Origin of the sequence: Streptomyces sp. (assembly GCF_031181705.1) — a bacterium.
Taxonomy (GTDB): Bacteria; Actinomycetota; Actinomycetes; order Streptomycetales; family Streptomycetaceae; genus Streptomyces.
The window spans coordinates 1-15501 of the sequence record NZ_JAPSKN010000078.1 but is presented as its reverse complement, the minus strand read 5'-3'; the positions used below and the strand labels follow the sequence as shown (position 1 = coordinate 15501).

Genomic DNA, 15501 nt, shown 5'->3' with positions numbered 1-15501 from the left:
GCCGCTCACCACCGCCGACCGGTTGCCCCGCCCCGGCCGTCGACTGGTCCGTCCCGGTGACCGGGTCGCCTGCGTTGGCCGGCCGACCTGCCCCGGTTGCCGGGTTGCCCGCGTCGGACGACCGGCCTGTCCCGGTCGCCGAGTTGTCTGAGTCGGCCGGCCGACCTGCCCCGGTGGCCGGGTTGCCCGCCGCGCCGACCGATCTGCCCGTTCCTGTGGCTGAGTTGCCCGCGTCGGACGACTGGTCCGCCTCGGTCGCCGAGTCGCCCGCCGTGTCGGCCGATTGGCGCGCCCCGGTCGCCGGGTTGCTCGCCGCGTAGGACGGCCCGCCCGCCCCGGTTGCCGGGTTGCCCGCGTCGGACGACTGGTCCGCCCCCATTGCCGAGTCGCCCGCCGTGTCGGCCGATCCGCCCACCCCGGCCTCCGAGTCGCCCGCCGTGTCGGCCGATCCGCCCACGCCGGTGGACGAGTCGCCCGCCCCAGGCGACCCGCCCGCCCCGGAGGGTGAGGCACCTGTCGCCGCCTCAGCCGCCTCCCCGGCGCCCGAGTCCGTGCGTGGCCGCAGCACCAGCACCGCCGCCGCCGACACCGCGAAGCTCGCGCCGTTGACCGCGAACGCGACACCGAAGCCGCCGAGGGCGATGATCGGCGCGGCCGACGCGAAGCCCAGCACCGTGGCGACGGAACGGGCCGTCACCAGCACGCCGTTGGCCCGGGCGCGGCTGCTCTGCCCGACCATGACCGGGACCGCGCTGCGCAGGGCGACGTTGAAGAGCGTGTTGCCCGCGCCCAGCACGAGCACCGCGCCGAGCAGCACCCCGGGCGAGATGTCCCGGGCCCCCAGCGCGAGCACCACCATGGCGAGCGTCTGGGCGAGATCGGTGGTCACCATGACCGTGCGGCGCGTCACCCTGGCGGTCACCGCCCCCGCGGCGAGCCCGGCCGCGACACCGGACAGCAGCCGTACGGCCATCACCGCGCCCACGCCCAGGGCGGTGCCCGTGACCTCGTACGAGAACAGGCTGAGCGCGATCAGATTGAGGTACGTCCCGTAGGCCGACACGGCGTGCGCGACCACCAGGGACCGGAACCTCCAGTCCACCCCCGTCACCGGACTCCTCAACCTCGGTAGGCCGAAGGCAGTCGTCCTACCACCCGAGCGTTCGGTCGATCATTGCAGAAGTGTTCGGGCCGGCGGGTGGAAACGGGCCCACCGGGGGCCGCGCCGGCGCGCGTTCACTGCCGCGCCGAGGCCAGTGACCGCTCCGCCACCCGCCCCAGATGGTGCGCGAACACCTCCCGCGCCTCGGGTGTCAGCGTCCGCAGCGCCAACAGCGCCGTGATGACGACGTCGCACAGCTCCGCCTGCACGTCCTCCCAGCTGTGCGTCACGCCCTTGCGCGGGTTCTGGCCGGTCGCGCCGATCACCGCCTCGGCGACCTCGCCGACCTCCTCGTTCAGTTTCAGCAGGCGCAGCAGCAGGCCCTCGCGGCCCTCGACCGGGCGCTGCGCGTCCAGCCACGCGTACAGGACGTCGACGGTGTCCCACAGCTCGGGCGCGGGCGGGGCGGGGGGCGTGTCGTCACTCATGGGCCGCAGCCTGCCACGCGGGTCTGACAACGCCCCCGGCCGTGCCCCGCGGGGCACTACGGCGCTACGCGATGGACTCCTCTTCGAACAGGGCGTCCTGCTCACCCTCCTTGGCCCTCCGCAGCCGCCGGGCCCGCCCCCCGACGACCAGGGCGGTGCCCGCCGCGGCCGCCGCGAAGGCCGCCGGGATCATCCAGCCCCGGTTCACCGCGTGCCCGAGCGCGTGGTCCAGGGAGTACCGCCCCGGCCCGGTGACGGCCAGGCCGGCGGCCGTCAGACCGAGCGTCGCCGCGTACTCGTAGCCGCCGCCCTGGTTGAAGAAGCCGTTCGGGGTGTGCACCGCGGCCGCTCCCGCCATCGCCCCGGCCGCCGCCGCGCCGGCCGCGGGCGTGGCCAGGCCCAGGGCCAGCAGGGCGCCTCCGCCCGTCTCCGCGAGCCCCGCCGCCGTCGCGCTCGCCCTGCCCGGGGCGTAGCCCACGGACTCCATGAACTGGCCGGTGCCCTCGATGCCGTGGCCGCCGAACCAGCCGAACAGCTTCTGCGCGCCGTGGGCGGCCAGCACGCCCCCCGCTCCCAGCCGGAGCAGCAGCAGGCCCAGATCGCCTCGGTGGTCGTGCCTCGCGTGCCTCACGTGCCTCACGTCGTCTCCCGGAGCGGACAGCAGGAACAGGGGAACACCCCTCGTCGCGTCTCCACCGTCGCACCTCCGGCACCGCGCGACACCCCACGGATGCGCCCGGGGCGCCGTTCGGGTGGCACCGGTGGCGTGGCCGGGCGGCCGGGACGAGGCTGACGCGTATGACGATTCAGACCACGCGCCTGAGCGACCCGGTCGTCCGCGCCTTCGTGACCGCCGTGAACAACCACGACCGCGAGAGCTTCATGGAGCTCCTCGCACCGGGCGCGACCATGGCGGACGACGGGTCCGACCGCGACCTCGAGGACTGGGTCGACCGGGAGATCTTCTCCTCCCGCGGCCACATGGAGGTCGACAAGGAGTCCGACGGCGGCCGGTCCCTCCTCGCCCGCTACAGCAACGACACCTGGGGCGAGATGCGCACCCGGTGGAGCTTCACCGTCGACGAGGACGGCAGGATCTCCCGCTTCGAGACCGGCCAGGCCTGACGCGACAGTCGTTCCACGCACCGGTGCGCATCCCGCGGTCCCTCGCGGGGTCCACCCCCACCCGGTCCCGTGGAACGACTGCCGCCTCCACCCCCTGGATGTGGCCAACGGAAGCCCTCTGCTCCAAGTGTGAAGCTTTGGTGTAGGAGAGTTGAGCATAGGCGCCCGACCGGCCGCAATGGTCCGGACGTACTTATTCCGTTTGTGCAGGTTGACGAGTTGACGACTTGGCCGGCGCGCCCTGCGGGGCTCAGCCGCGCCCGACGTACGGCATCGCCGTGGCCAGCACGGTCGCGAACTGCACATTCGCCTCCAGCGGCAGCTCCGCCATGTGCCGCACCGTGCGGGCCACGTCCGCGACGTCCATCACCGGTTCCGGGGTGACCGCCCCGTTCGCCTGCAGGGCTCCCGTCTGCATCCCGGCCGTCATGTCGGTCGCCGCGTTGCCGATGTCGATCTGCCCCACGGCGATCCGGTACGGCCGCCCGTCCAGCGACAGCGACTTGGTCAGGCCGGTCAGGGCGTGCTTGGTCGCCGTGTAGGCCACCGAGTGCGGACGGGGCGTGTGCGCGGAGACGGAGCCGTTGTTGATGATCCGTCCGCCCTGCGGATCCTGCTCCTTCATCTGCCGGTACGCCGCCCGCGCGCACAGGAACGCCCCGTTGAGGTTGGTGTCCACCACGTGCCGCCAGGCCTCGTAGGGCAGGTCCTCGACGGGCACACCGCCGGGCCCGAACGTGCCCGCGTTGTTGAACAGCAGGTCCACCCGCCCGAACCGCCCGACGGTGGCGGCGAAGAGGGCGTCGACGTCCTCCGGTCGTGACACGTCCGTCCGTACGGCGAGAGCCGCGCCGTGCGGCACCAGGGCCGCCGTCTCCTGAAGCGTCTGCGCGCGGCGGCCCGCCAGCACCACCGACCAGCCCGCGCGCAGCAGTTCCACGGCGACCGCCCGGCCGATGCCGGAGCCCGCGCCGGTCACCACCGCGACCTTGTTCCCCTTCGTGTTCATGGCTCCGCAGCGTACGGGAGCGTCCGCCATCCGGAACTCATCCGTCCGTCATGTGAGTGCTGTGTACGTGTCAACCGGGTGTCGTCCCCGGCCACTCCAATGCCCCCTGCAGCCATTCGCCAGGGGAGGACCGGATGACACCCGCAGCACACCCGTCCCAGCACGCCCCCGAACTCCGCGCCGCGGCCCGCCACATCGGCCGCCGCCGCTTCCTCACCACCACCGGCGCCGCCGCCGCGCTGGCCTTCTCGACCAACCTGCCCGCCCCCGGAGTCGCGGCCGCCGCCGAACTCGACGCCGCGCGCATCACCGAGAACCCCTTCACACTGGGCGTCGCCTCGGGCGACCCCCTGCCGGACTCGGTGACCCTGTGGACCCGCCTCGCGCCCGTGCCGTTCCAGGCCGACAGCGGACTGCCCGCCGAACGCGTCACCGTGCACTGGGAGCTGGCCCACGACGAGCGGTTCCGCCGCATCGCCCGGCGCGGCACCGCCACCGCGCACCCCGAGTTCCACCACACCGTCCACGTCGAGGTGGGCCACCTGGAGGCCGGCCGCGTCTACTACTACCGCTTCCGCACGGGCCGCTGGATCAGCCCCACCGGCCGCACCCGCACCGCCCCCGGCCCCGGCAGCCGCGTGGCGTCCCTCACCCTCGCCGCCGTCTCCTGCCAGGCCTACCACGACGGCTACTACACCCCGTACGCCCATCTCGCCGCCGACGACGTCGACCTCGTCTTCCACCTGGGCGACTACCTCTACGAGTACGCCGTCGACGCGGTGGGCGGCCAGCGCAGGTACACCGACCGCACCCTGCCCGCCCTGTTCGCCCGCGAGACCCTGACCCTGGAGGACTACCGTCTGCGGTACGCCCTCTACAAGTCCGACCCGGACCTGAGCGCCGCACACGCCGCGCACCCCTTCGTCGTCACCTGGGACGACCACGAGACCGAGAACAACTACGCCGGGGACGTCCCCGAGAACAGCGTCCCGCCGGAGGAGTTCCTGCTGCGCCGCGCCTCCGCCTACCGGGCCTACTGGGAGAACCAGCCCCTGCGCCGGCCGCAGCGCCCCGCCGGACCGGACATGCGGCTCTACCGCCGCCTGACCTGGGGCCGGCTCGCCCAGTTCGACGTGCTGGACACCCGCCAGTACCGCTCCGACCAGGCCTACGGCGACAAGGCGCACGTGCCCGGCCCCGAGTCCGACGACCCGGCACGCACCATGACCGGCGCCAGCCAGGAGCGGTGGCTGCTCGACGGCTGGCGCTCCTCGCGGGCGCTGTGGAACGTCGTACCGCAGCAGGTCCTGTTCGCCCGCCGGAACATGGACGCCACCACCCCCTCCCGGGTGTCCATGGACGCCTGGGACGGCTACAGCGCCTCCCGCCGCCGCGTCCTGGACGGCGCGAAGGCCGCCGGCGTGCAGAACCTGATGGTGCTCAGCGGCGACGTGCACTCCGCGTACGCCTTCGACATCAAGGACGACTTCGACGACCCGTCCTCCGCCACGCTCGGCACCGAGATCGTGGCGACGTCCGTCTCCAGCGGCCGGGACGGCGCCGACAAGCCCGCCACCTGGGACACCTACATGTCCGCCAACCCGCACCTGAAGTTCTTCAACGGCCGGCGCGGCTACGTCACGGTCGAGCTCGGAAGGGAGGCGGCGCGGGCCGACTTCAAGACCGTGCCGTACGTGACCCGGCAGGGGGCGCCGGTCACGACGGCCGCGTCCTTCGTGACGGAGGTGGGGGAGCAGGGGCTCAAGCCGGCGTGAGTTCCGCCGTGCGGCCCTCGTCCGGGGTCTCACCCGGGGTCTCGCCGGGGTAGCGGACGCCGACGCGGTCCCGGATCGCGTCGAGCGTCCGCATCACCGCGAGCGTGCCGTCGAGCGGGACGAGCGGCGACTCGGTCTCGCCGGCGCGCACGGCCCGCATGACCTCCAGCGCCTCGTGGCGCATGCTGTTGCGCGGGCCGTCCGCCGGGTCGGCCGTGAACTCCTCGGCGTCGCGGCCGTCCCGGTGCAGCACGAAGCCCTCAGGGAAGAAGAAGCCGTGCGGGATGTCGATCCGGCCCTTGGACCCGGTGACCGAGGCGGCGGTCGCCGTCCCGCCCACGATGGAGCAGTGCACCGAACCGAGAGCGCCGCTCTCCCAGGAGAGCACCGCTGCTGTCTGGAGATCGACGCCCTCCTCCGAGAGCACCGCTCGCGCCGCGATGTCCGACGGCTCCCCGAGCAGCAGCTGCGCGAACGACACCGGGTACACGCCCAGATCGAGCAGCGCGCCGCCGCCCAGCTCCGGGTTGCGCAGCCGGTGCGAGGGCGGGAACGGACCGGCCAGCCCGAAGTCCGCCTGCACGCTGCGCACCTCGCCGATCGCCCCGTCGTCCACCAGCGCCTTCAGCCGCCGCACCAGCGGATTGCAGTACATCCACATCGCCTCCATCAGGAAGCGCCCGTGCTCCCGCGCCAGCGCGACGAGTTCCTCCGCCTCGCGCAGGTTCAGCGTGAACGGCTTCTCGCACAGCACGTGCCGCCCGGCCGCCAGACACAGCCCGGCCGCCGCCCGGTGCGCCGTGTGCGGCGTGGCGACGTACACGACATCGATGTCCCCGTCCTGCGCGAGCGCGTTCCAGTCGCCGTAGGCCCGGGGTATCCCGAACCGCTCCGCGAACGCCTCCGCCGGCTCCTGCGAGCGCGACGCCACCGCCACGACCTCCGCGTCGGGCAGGTCGATCAGATCCGCGGTGAACGCGGCCGCGATCCCTCCGGTCGCCAGGATCCCCCACCGCACCGTGTCCACCGTCATTCCCGCCCGCCTCCGCCTAGTGACCCCTAGCAGTCCGTACGAGCTGAGAGCATAGGTGGCGATCGGCTCGAAGAGGGAGGGACTCATGCCCGAGGGTGGGGCGTCCATATCGAAGACCGCGCAGGGGGCCGCGACCGGGACGGCAGCCCCCGACCTCACACCGCACCGCCGCACCGGGCTCCTGGTCACCTTCCTCCTCGGAAGCCTGACCGCCGTACCGCCCCTGGCGATGGACATGTACCTCCCGTCGCTGCCCGAGGTCACCCGCTCCCTGCACGCACCCGCCGCGACCGTCCAGCTCACCCTCACCGCCTGCCTCGCCGGCATGGCCCTCGGGCAGCTCGTCGTCGGGCCGATGAGCGACCGCTGGGGGCGCCGCCGCCCGCTCCTGGCCGGGCTCGCCGTGTTCGTCGTCGCCACCGTCCTGTGCGCGCTCGCCCCCACCGTCGAGACCCTCGTCGCCTTCCGGCTCGCCCAGGGCCTCGCGGGAGCCGCCGCGATCGTCATCGCCCGGGCCGTCGTCCGCGACCTCTACGACGGCATGGCCATGGCCCGCTTCTTCTCCACCCTCATGCTGATCTCCGGTGTGGCCCCGATCGTGGCGCCGCTGATCGGCGGGCAGGTGCTGCGCGTGACGGACTGGCGGGGCGTGTTCGCCGTCCTCACGGTCGTCGGCGTCCTCATCGGCGTCCTGGTCTGGACGAAGCTGCCCGAGACCCTGCCGCCCGCCGAACGGCACAGCGGCGGCGTCGGCGAGGCCCTGCGCGCGATGCGCTCCCTGCTGGCGGACCGCCCCTTCACGGGTTACATGCTCACCGGCGGCTTCGCCTTCGCCGCCCTCTTCGCCTACATCTCCGCCTCCCCCTTCGTCGTCCAGGAGATCTACGGCGCCTCCCCGCAGACGTTCAGCCTGCTGTTCGGCGTCAACTCGGTCGGACTGGTCGTCGTCGGCCAGATCAACGGCAAGATCCTGGTCGGCCGGGTCAGCCTGGACCGGGTGCTGGGCATCGGCCTGGCGGTCGTCATCACCGCCGCGACCGCGCTGCTGCTGATGTCCCTGGGCGTGTTCGGCGAGGTCGGGCTCGCGCCCGTGGCCGTCGCGCTGTTCGTGCTGATGTCGGCGATGGGCATCACCCTGCCCAACACCCAGGCGCTCGCCCTGATGCGCACCAGGCACGCCGCCGGCTCCGCCTCCGCCCTGCTCGGCACGACCTCCTTCCTCATCGGGGCGATCGCGTCCCCGCTGGTCGGCGTCGCCGGGGAGGACACCGCCCTCCCGATGGCCGTCGTCCAACTGGCCGCCGCACTGGTGGCACTGGCCTGCTTCATGGGAATGTGCCGACCCTGGAGGACCCGCGCGAGTGTGGAGGGAGCGGACAGCTGAGCGCACCGAGACTGCGCGACGGCACGCCGGAACGGGCCGGACTCGACCCCGCGGAACTGCGTCACCTCGTCCGGGAGGTCCACGTCCTCACCACCGGGCAGCGCCCCTGGACACCCGGCGCGGTCCTGGTCGTCGGACGCGGCCCGGTGATCGCCGTCGAGGAGGCCGCGGGCTGGGCCGTCCGCTACGCGGCCTACGACGAGGCCACCGACGCCGGCGTGGAACTGCCCCCCGGGGAGCGGGTCCCGATGACCGTCGCCACACCCTTCGACCTGGCGTCCCTCACCAAACTGTTCACCTCGGTCGCCGCCGTGCAGCAGATCGAGCGCGGCACGCTGGGCATCGACGCGAGGGTCGGCGCGTACCTGCCGGACTTCACGGCGGCGGCCCGGCACGGCATCACCGTCCGCCAGCTCCTCACCCACACGTCCGGGCTGCGCCCCGAACTCCCCCTGTACGACTGCGCCGACGACGCCGAACGCCTCGCGGCACTCCAGGCGGAGGCGCCGGCCGGGACGCCCGGCACCTACCGCTACTCCGACCTCAACATGCTCCTCCTCCAGCACGTCCTGGAACGCCTCACCGGCCGCACCCTCGACGTCCTGATCCACGACGGCATCACCCGGCCCCTGGGCATGACGGCGACCGACTTCGGGCCGTGCCCGGGCGCCGCGGCGACGGAGGACCAGCGCCGGCCCTGGGCCAAGGCGGACCGCGGCATGCTGCGGGGCGAGGTGCACGACGAGAACGCCTGGGCGCTCGGGGGAGTGGCGGGCCACGCGGGCCTGTTCTCCACGGGCCGCGACCTCGCGGTGTTCTGCCGCGCCCTCCTGGCCGGCGGCTCCTACGGCCCCGCCCGCATCCTCGGCCCCGACTTCGTCGAACTCCTCTTCACCCCGCCCGGCCTCGGCTTCACCCTCGACCAGCCCTGGTTCATGGGCGACCTCGCGGGCCGCGGCGCGGCGGGCCACACGGGCTTCACGGGCACGTCCCTGGTCCTCGACCCGGCCACGGACACGTTCCTGATCCTCCTCACCAACACGGTCCACCCCCGCCGCAGACGCCCGGACAACGCCCCGAGGGCAGCGGCGGGGACGCGGGTGGCCCAGGCTGTGCGGGGGAGGTGAGGGGCGGGGGACTGCCCCACACCCGCCCTTCCCACCTGGCTCCGGCGCCGCGATCCACGTCGGCTTCGTCGGTCTTCCAGGGGCCCGCTCAGCGACGCGCGTGTGCCGGACGGCGGGCGGGCGGGGAGCCCCGCACCCCCGGCGCCCTCGTAGAATCTCCGGGTGAACGCCCCCGTACCCCCGGCCGACTCCCTCCGCGCCTCCCTCGCCGGTCTGCTCGACGGGCTGCCGCCCCGGCAGGCCGCGCAGGCCGTGGAGCGGCTGATCAGCAACTACCGGGGGGCCACCCCGACCGACGCGCCGATCCTGCGGGACCGGGCCGACGTCGCCGCCTACGCCGCCTACCGGATGCCCGCGACCTTCGAGGCGGTGCGGTCGGCGCTGGAGGCGTTCGCCGAGGCCGCGCCCGGATGGGTGCCCGGATCGCACACCGACGTCGGCGGCGGCACGGGCGCCGCGGCCTGGGCCGTGAGCGCGACCTGGGACGGGGAGCGGCCCGTCACCGTGCTCGACTGGGCCGAGCCGGCCCTCGCCCTCGGCCGGGAGATCGCCGCGGCCCGGCCCGCCTTGCGCGATGTCCGCTGGCAGCGCTCTCGGATCGGAGCGGCGCTCTCCCTGGAGAGCACTGATCTCGTCACGGTCTCGTACGTCCTCAACGAGCTGACCGCCCCCGACCGCACCGCCCTCGTCGACGCCGCCGCGGCCGCCGCCCGGGCCGTCGTGATCGTCGAACCGGGCACCCCCGACGGCTACGCCCGGGTCATCGAGGCCCGCGACCGCCTGATCGGCGCCGGCTTCCGGATCGCCGCTCCCTGCCCGCACAGCGCCGCCTGTCCCATCGCCCCGGGCACGGACTGGTGCCACTTCTCCGCCCGGGTCAGCCGCTCCTCCCTGCACCGCCAGGTCAAGGGCGGCTCCCTGGCCTACGAGGACGAGAAGTTCAGCTACGTCGCCGCCGCCCGCTTCCCCGTCGGACCGGCTCCCTCCCGAGTCGTGCGGCGCCCGCAGATCCGCAAGGGCCAGGTCCTGCTCGACCTGTGCGAGACGGAGCCGTCCCTGCGCCGCGCCACGGTCACCAAACGCCACGGGGACCTCTACAAGGCGGCCCGGGACGCCGACTGGGGAGACCCCTGGCCGCCCCCCGGCCCCGCCGAGTGACCCGGCCGCGGCCTGCGGGTGCGCCAGCTCCGGCCCGCCCAGCGCACCAGCGCGCGTCCTGTGCCCGCGTCCGGTCGGCGGGTGACAGGGTCCGCGATGTCCACGCCGTGGTGGCCGCCCGGCACCCACAGCACGTCGACACGCGCACGGGGTCCGGGTGTCCGCGGTGCCCGGTGGCGGTCGCGCCGCCGCGACCGCCCCGGTGCATCCGCCGGACCTCCCGGAGGGATCCCGCCCGCGAGGGGATGCCCTCCCCCGGGCGGGGAGGCTCACGCCGACGGCTCGGCCGTATCGCCCTCCCGCCGTCGCTGCTGTCGCTTCTCCTGGAGCTTGCGCAGCAGTTCGCGCTTCTGGGCCTGCGGATCGAGCCCGCCGCCGACCCGGCCGCCCCGGCCGCCGCCCCGCAGGGCCTCACGGCCGAGGTTCTTGCGCGAACCGCCGACCCCCAGCATGTTTCCGGCTCCACCTCGGGCCATGTCGGGCTCCTTCCTGGCCATCAAGAAAACGAGACGGTTCGTCTCGCTGTTGCCGTCCCACTGTTCGCGAGACGCTCCGTCTTGTCAACCTGATAAATTCGACCCATGGCCGCCCAGAAGTCAGCCCAGCCCACCCCCGGCAAGTCCGCCCCCGACTCCACCCGGCGCAGCGAGAGGTCCCGCCGCGCCATCTACGACGCCGCCCTCGCCCTCGTCGTCGAGGTCGGCTACCCGAAGACCACCATCGAGGGCATCGCCGCCCGCGCCGGCGTCGGGAAGCAGACCATCTACCGGTGGTGGTCCTCGAAGGCGGACGTGCTGATGGAGGCCTTCCTCGACCTGGCCGAACGGTCCCAGCGGGAGGCGGCCTCGGGGCCGGTGACGTACACCTTCCCCGACACCGGGGACGTCGCCGCCGACATCAAGGCCGTCCTGCGCGCCACCGTCGACGAACTGCGCGACCCGCGCTTCGAGGCGCCGTCCCGCGCGCTGGCCGCCGAGGGCGTCGTCGACGAGCAGCTCGGGCGCGAGCTCGTGGGCAAGCTGATGCAGCCCTCACTCGACCTCTACATGGACCGGCTGCGCGCCGCCCAGGCCGCCGGGCAGGTCCGCGAGGACCTCGACCTGCGCATCGCCCTGGAGTTCTTCATCTCCCCGCTCGCCCAGCGCTGGCTCCAGCACACCGGCCCGATCTCCCACGAGTACACCGACACCCTCGTCGACTACGCCCTTCAGGGCCTGGCGCCCCGCTGAGCGGCCCGGGCCAGCCGCCCCGGCGCGTCCGTGATGACGCCGTCGCAGCCCAGCGCCAGCACCCGGTCCCGCTGGGCGTCCGTCACCACCGTGTGCGCCCACACCCGCGGGATCCCCGACCGCACCGCCCGCAGCAGGTCCGCGTCGCGCGCCCGGTGGTCCACGTCCAGCAGGTCGACGAACGACCGCCAGCGCTCGGGGCGGTCCGTGCGCAGCTGCTCCGCCGAGCGCCACACCTGGGCGAGCAGACCGAGGCGGTGTGCGCGCCGGGCCACCTCGGGGTCGTTGGAGTTCACGAACACCGAGCGGGTCAGGCCCCGGGCCCGGATCAGGGCGGCCAGCCGGTCCAGGCCGCGCGGGTCCTTGGCCTCCAGCATCAGCACGATCCGGCCGCCGAAACGGTCCAGCACCTCGGCGACCGTCGGCGGCCGCTCCGACCGCCAGCTCCCGGGGAGCCGGTCCTTCGGGCGCAGCCGCACGCCCCGCCACTCCTTCGCGTCCAGGCCGCGCACCGCGCCGCCCAGGTAGGTCGTGCGGTTCAGCGTCTCGTCGTGGAACACCACCGGGGTGCCGTCGCGCAGCAGCCGGGTGTCGAAGTCCAGCACCTGCGCCGTACCGCGCGCGTAGGCCGCCATCAGGCCCGCCATGCTGTTCTCCGGGACCTCGCGGGCGCCGCCGCGGTGGGCGACGTAGGTGATCCGGGGGAGCGCCGCCACGGTCAGCGGGCCCCCGCCCCACTCCAGCGGGGCCGGGGCGCGGCCGCCGGGGCCCGTGAGGGCGAGTGAGACCACGGACGCCGCGGTGGCCAGGGCCGTCAGCGCGATGCTTGTGACCATGGTGACCACGGTAGGGCGCCATGTCCTGGCAAAGCGGTCAATGACACCCGATGGCGGAACCGCGCACCCTTTCGTCCCGTGGCATATGCCTCGCCCGTCCGTGCGCTGCTCGCCCCACCGGTCCGTGTCTCGCCCCACCGGTCCACGTCTCGGCCCTCATGCCCCGGATGTGGGCACTGGCCCCCCGGTGCGCGGGAAGATGGGACACTAGGGCATGCTGTTCCGCACGACGGCGAGGCGAGGGGATAGATGAGCGCGGAGTTCGGCGGCCGGACCGGCCTGCAGGGCAAACTCACCCAGTGGCTGCGCGCGGGGCGCCGGCCCAAGGAGACCGCCGGGGACGGCGGCCGTGAGGCCCTGCTGCTCGCCGCCGCCGGCGCGGGACTGCCCCTCGCGCCCGCCGCCCACCCGGCCGGGTACCGCTGCTCCTGCGACCGCGTCGGCTGTCCCACCCCCGCCCGGCACCCGGTGTCCTTCGCCTGGCAGACGCAGTCCACCACCGAGCGCGCCCAGATCGAGCGCTGGGCCCGCCATCAGCCGCAGGCCAACTTCATCACCGCGACCGGCATGGTGCACGACGTCCTCGACGTGCCCCTCGACGCCGGTCGCGTCGCGTTGGAGCGGCTGCTCTCCGAGGGGGTGGAGGTCGGGCCGGTCGCCGAGAGCGACGACGGGCGCATGCTCTTCTTCACCCTCACGCGCGGTACGCCCGAGGACGAGGACGAGTGGTGGCCGTGCGAGCTGGACTGCCACCCCGAGACGATGGACGAACACCCCGGGCTGCGCTGGCACTGCCGCGGCTCCTACGTCCTCGTACCGCCGGCCCGGCTGCCCGGTGAGGACCAGTCGGTGCGGTGGGTGCGCGGGCCCGAGCACGCGCTGCCGGATCCGCTGAGCCTGCTGGAGGTGCTCACCGAGGTCTGCGCCCGCTACGCCGGTGAGGACACCGACCAGCGGGCGGCCTGGCCCCTGCGGCACTGAGCGCCTCCCCGGGCCGCTACGAGCCCTCCGCCGACGTCAGGCCCTGGATCCTGCCCAGGATCGTCACCCTGCCCTGGCCCTCGGGTGCCAGCGCCACCTCGTTGGAGACGAACTCCATCGTGAGGGACTGCTTGATCTCACCCTTCGTCAGGGCGAGCACGTCCTTGTTCGGGGCGGGGACCGTCGTGCCCGCGGCGGCCGTCTGCTTCTCGTAGTGGCGCGTGGTGAAGAACACCAGCGCCCCGCCGTCCGTCGTGCGCAGGGCCAGCGGCGCGTAGTCGCCGTTCGTCAGCGGCTCGTCGATGTACTGGGTGACCAGGCCCGGCTTCTTGGCGTTCTTCTGGCGCAGGGCGCGCCACTGCGTGGTGTGCGGGCCGTCCGAGAAGGTCGCGCCGCCGTTCTCCAGATACGTGCTGTAGCGCCGGCTCAGCTCGTCCGGAGCGGCGGCCAGGCCGGCCGAGTCCGCGGGTACGGCCTCGGCCCAGCCGTCCGCGTCCTTCCTGAACTGAGGGACCTTGCCCGGGGCGACGAGCGTCAGGTACGCCACCTGGAACGGGGCGTCGAGGCTGCTGCGGGTGAACACCAGGAGCCAGCGGGCGGTGCCGCCCTTGTTGCCGGCGGCGTCGACGAGGAACCAGCGGGGCCAGCCGGCCTTCTTCGGGATGGTGAACTTCGCGTCCGTCAGCTTCAGGGGGGTGTGGTTCGGGTTGCCGCCCGGGTTGTTCGCCCGGCCGGCCTCCAGGCGGGCCGAGTCGATGTCGGCGAGGGCGCCCGTGGTGTGGTCGGCGTCCAGGGCGGGGTCGTAGGCCTTGTCGGCCTCGTTGTACGCGGTCGTGAACTGCCGGAGGGCCTCGGCGGCTTCGGCGCGGGTGGTGGACGGGAGGATCTCCCGCTCGCCGTGCACGACGACGCATCCGCCGGTCGTCAGCGACAAAGCGGTCACCGACGTTGCTATGAGGGCGCTCCGGGCGGGCCTGCGGAGCGTTCGAGGGTCGCGATCCCTGCTCATCGGGTTCCTTCACCTTCCCCTTTCCGGAGGCGAACCCTACCGGGTGCCTCCGGCGGGTACGGCGTCAGGCCCGGTCGCCCACCGGTTCCGTCCGCACCCTGGCCGGGGCGAGGAAGAGGGCCAGGGTGGGGACCAAGTACAGGATCCAGACGGTGACTTGGAGGATCGTCGGGTCCGGCTGGAAGTTGAGGACGCCCTTCAGGAGCGTGCCGTACCAGCTGTCCGGGGGGATCGTGCCGGAGATGTCGAAGGCCTTGTCGTTGAGGCCGGGCAGGAAGTCGGCCTCCTGCAGGTCGTGGAAGCCGTACGCCAGGACACCCGCCGCGACCACCACCAGCATGGCGCCGGTGCAGGTGAAGAACCTGGACAAGTCGATGCGCAGGGCGCCCCGGTAGAACAGCCAGCCCAGCAGGACCGCCGTCAGCAGGCCCAGGGCGACGCCCAGCAGGGGGCGCGGCGTGCCGTCGCTCGCCGCGTGGACCGACGCCCAGACGAACAGGGCCGTCTCCAGGCCCTCCCGGCCGACCGCCAGGAACGCCGTGGCCACCAGCGCGCCCGTGCCCATCGCCAGGGCCGCGTCCAGCCTGCCGTGCAGCTCCGACCTCAGGTGCCGGGCCGTGCGGCGCATCCAGAACACCATCCACGTCACCAGGCCGACCGCGAGGACCGACAGCGAGCCGCCGAGCGCCTCCTGCGCCTGGAACGTCAGCTCCTGGGAGCCGAATTCGAGGGCGCAGCCGAAGCCGAGCGCGAGCGCCACGGCGACGCCGATGCCCGTCCAGATCGCCTTCAGCGCGTCCCTGCGCCCGGTCTTGACGAGGTAGGCGATGAGGATGCAGACGACCAGGCTCGCCTCCAGACCCTCGCGCAGACCGATCAGGTAGTTGGAGAACACGGGCCTAGGCCTCCTCGGAGAACAGCGTCCGGCCCCACCAGTCGTCCTGGTCGCGGACGCCCGGCGGGATGGCGAAGAGCGCCGAACCGACGTGCTGGATGTACTCGTTGAGCGCGTCCGTCGCCAGGTTGCGCTGGATCGGGATGAACCCCTTGCGGACGTCGCGCTGGTAGGCCAGGAAGAACAGGCCCGCGTCCAGCCGGCCCAGGCCGTCCGTGCCGTCGGTGAAGGAGTAGCCGCGGCGCAGGATCGTCGCCCCCTGGTTGGAGTCGGGGTGCGCGAGCCGCACGTGCGCGTCGGGCTTCATCGCCTTCAGGAACGGCTCGTCGCGCTCCTTGGCCCTGCCGACC

General features: G+C 73.6%; 15 protein-coding genes and 2 pseudogenes. 7 read left to right on the top strand and 10 right to left on the bottom strand.

Translation table 11 applies throughout. From position 1 onward, the window contains the following. Positions 1-583: 583 nt before the first annotated feature. The 3 genes and pseudogenes from RIN80_RS16465 to RIN80_RS16455 all read right to left on the bottom strand — a co-directional run. Positions 584-1063, bottom strand: a pseudogene (locus RIN80_RS16465) (MFS transporter); the annotation flags it as partial. A 173-nt stretch (positions 1064-1236) separates the two neighbouring features. Beyond that, positions 1237-1590: a MazG-like family protein gene (locus RIN80_RS16460; protein WP_309096354.1), complete on the bottom strand. Its 354-nt coding sequence runs from the start codon at positions 1588-1590 to the stop codon at positions 1237-1239. Between the two features lie 64 nt (positions 1591-1654). Further along, a complete protein-coding gene (locus tag RIN80_RS16455; RefSeq protein WP_309096353.1) occupies positions 1655-2221 on the bottom strand; it encodes a DoxX family protein in 567 nt (188 codons plus the stop codon). Between the two features lie 167 nt (positions 2222-2388). Here RIN80_RS16455 and RIN80_RS16450 point away from each other — a divergent pair, with 167 nt between their 5' ends. Next, on the top strand, positions 2389-2715 hold the full coding sequence (locus tag RIN80_RS16450; RefSeq protein WP_309096352.1) for a nuclear transport factor 2 family protein: 327 nt from the start codon (positions 2389-2391) through the stop codon (positions 2713-2715). Between the two features lie 250 nt (positions 2716-2965). On the opposite strand, the gene RIN80_RS16445 is transcribed toward RIN80_RS16450, so the two are convergent. Further along, complete coding sequence (locus RIN80_RS16445; protein ID WP_309096351.1) at positions 2966-3724, bottom strand: SDR family oxidoreductase; 759 nt, start codon at positions 3722-3724, stop codon at positions 2966-2968. A 134-nt stretch (positions 3725-3858) separates the two neighbouring features. Between RIN80_RS16445 and RIN80_RS16440 the strand changes: the two genes are divergently transcribed. Further along, the gene (locus RIN80_RS16440; RefSeq protein WP_309096350.1) at positions 3859-5499 is read left to right on the top strand and encodes an alkaline phosphatase D family protein; all 1641 of its coding nucleotides are present in this window, start codon (positions 3859-3861) and stop codon (positions 5497-5499) included. Here RIN80_RS16440 and RIN80_RS16435 read toward each other — a convergent pair. Further along, positions 5486-6532 carry a Gfo/Idh/MocA family oxidoreductase gene (locus RIN80_RS16435; protein WP_309096349.1) on the bottom strand — a complete coding sequence of 349 codons (1047 nt, stop codon included), beginning with the start codon at positions 6530-6532 and terminating at the stop codon, positions 5486-5488. The genes RIN80_RS16440 and RIN80_RS16435 overlap by 14 nt on opposite strands. An 85-nt stretch (positions 6533-6617) precedes the next feature. Between RIN80_RS16435 and RIN80_RS16430 the strand changes: the two genes are divergently transcribed. The 3 genes from RIN80_RS16430 (at position 6618) to RIN80_RS16420 (ending at position 10201) form a co-directional block, all read left to right on the top strand. Then, positions 6618-7916 (top strand): multidrug effflux MFS transporter, encoded by a 1299-nt coding sequence (locus RIN80_RS16430; RefSeq protein WP_309096348.1) that lies wholly within the window; start codon positions 6618-6620, stop codon positions 7914-7916. Then, positions 7868-9043, top strand: a complete 1176-nt coding sequence (locus RIN80_RS16425) for a serine hydrolase domain-containing protein (protein WP_309096347.1) — start codon at positions 7868-7870, stop codon at positions 9041-9043. Before RIN80_RS16430 ends, RIN80_RS16425 begins: the two co-directional genes overlap by 49 nt. Positions 9044-9205: 162 nt before the next feature. Next, positions 9206-10201, top strand: coding sequence for a small ribosomal subunit Rsm22 family protein (locus RIN80_RS16420; protein WP_309096346.1), 996 nt, complete (start codon positions 9206-9208; stop codon positions 10199-10201). A 269-nt stretch (positions 10202-10470) separates the two neighbouring features. On the opposite strand, the gene RIN80_RS16415 is transcribed toward RIN80_RS16420, so the two are convergent. Continuing rightward, positions 10471-10677 (bottom strand): DUF6243 family protein, encoded by a 207-nt coding sequence (locus RIN80_RS16415; protein WP_309096345.1) that lies wholly within the window; start codon positions 10675-10677, stop codon positions 10471-10473. Positions 10678-10782: 105 nt separating this feature from the next. Here RIN80_RS16415 and RIN80_RS16410 point away from each other — a divergent pair, with 105 nt between their 5' ends. After that, positions 10783-11430, top strand: coding sequence for a TetR/AcrR family transcriptional regulator (locus tag RIN80_RS16410; protein WP_309096344.1), 648 nt, complete (start codon positions 10783-10785; stop codon positions 11428-11430). Here the strand turns inward: RIN80_RS16410 and RIN80_RS16405 are convergent. After that, positions 11409-12266 (bottom strand): glycerophosphodiester phosphodiesterase, encoded by an 858-nt coding sequence (locus RIN80_RS16405; RefSeq protein ID WP_309096343.1) that lies wholly within the window; start codon positions 12264-12266, stop codon positions 11409-11411. The genes RIN80_RS16410 and RIN80_RS16405 overlap by 22 nt on opposite strands. A 249-nt stretch (positions 12267-12515) precedes the next feature. On the opposite strand from RIN80_RS16405, the gene RIN80_RS16400 reads away from it, so the two are divergent. Then, positions 12516-13247, top strand: coding sequence for a bifunctional DNA primase/polymerase (locus RIN80_RS16400; protein WP_309096342.1), 732 nt, complete (start codon positions 12516-12518; stop codon positions 13245-13247). 16 nt (positions 13248-13263) lie between these two features. Here RIN80_RS16400 and RIN80_RS16395 read toward each other — a convergent pair whose 3' ends face one another. The 3 genes and pseudogenes from RIN80_RS16395 to RIN80_RS16385 all read right to left on the bottom strand — a co-directional run. After that, the gene (locus tag RIN80_RS16395) at positions 13264-14256 is read right to left on the bottom strand and encodes a hypothetical protein (RefSeq protein ID WP_309096341.1); all 993 of its coding nucleotides are present in this window, start codon (positions 14254-14256) and stop codon (positions 13264-13266) included. After that, a pseudogene (gene efeU / locus RIN80_RS16390) lies at positions 14219-15151 on the bottom strand (iron uptake transporter permease EfeU); the annotation flags it as partial. The pseudogene efeU and the gene RIN80_RS16395, both read right to left, overlap by 38 nt. Positions 15152-15155: 4 nt before the next feature. Then, a partial coding sequence (locus RIN80_RS16385; RefSeq protein ID WP_309096339.1) for a Dyp-type peroxidase occupies positions 15156-15501 on the bottom strand: 346 nt, incomplete at its 5' end.

What these genes read in the sequence shown, in the direction of transcription:
- RIN80_RS16410 (WP_309096344.1), top strand. Translation starts at nt 10,783, where the DNA reads ATGGCCGCCCAGAAGTCAGCCCAGCCCACCCCCGGCAAGTCCGCCCCC.
- RIN80_RS16445 (WP_309096351.1), bottom strand. Translation starts at nt 3,724, where the DNA reads ATGAACACGAAGGGGAACAAGGTCGCGGTGGTGACCGGCGCGGGCTCC.
- RIN80_RS16395 (WP_309096341.1), bottom strand. Translation starts at nt 14,256, where the DNA reads ATGAGCAGGGATCGCGACCCTCGAACGCTCCGCAGGCCCGCCCGGAGC.
- RIN80_RS16405 (WP_309096343.1), bottom strand. Translation starts at nt 12,266, where the DNA reads ATGGTCACAAGCATCGCGCTGACGGCCCTGGCCACCGCGGCGTCCGTG.
- RIN80_RS16460 (WP_309096354.1), bottom strand. Translation starts at nt 1,590, where the DNA reads ATGAGTGACGACACGCCCCCCGCCCCGCCCGCGCCCGAGCTGTGGGAC.
- RIN80_RS16430 (WP_309096348.1), top strand. Translation starts at nt 6,618, where the DNA reads ATGCCCGAGGGTGGGGCGTCCATATCGAAGACCGCGCAGGGGGCCGCG.
- RIN80_RS16440 (WP_309096350.1), top strand. Translation starts at nt 3,859, where the DNA reads ATGACACCCGCAGCACACCCGTCCCAGCACGCCCCCGAACTCCGCGCC.
- RIN80_RS16435 (WP_309096349.1), bottom strand. Translation starts at nt 6,532, where the DNA reads ATGACGGTGGACACGGTGCGGTGGGGGATCCTGGCGACCGGAGGGATC.
- RIN80_RS16415 (WP_309096345.1), bottom strand. Translation starts at nt 10,677, where the DNA reads ATGGCCCGAGGTGGAGCCGGAAACATGCTGGGGGTCGGCGGTTCGCGC.
- RIN80_RS16400 (WP_309096342.1), top strand. Translation starts at nt 12,516, where the DNA reads ATGAGCGCGGAGTTCGGCGGCCGGACCGGCCTGCAGGGCAAACTCACC.
- RIN80_RS16450 (WP_309096352.1), top strand. Translation starts at nt 2,389, where the DNA reads ATGACGATTCAGACCACGCGCCTGAGCGACCCGGTCGTCCGCGCCTTC.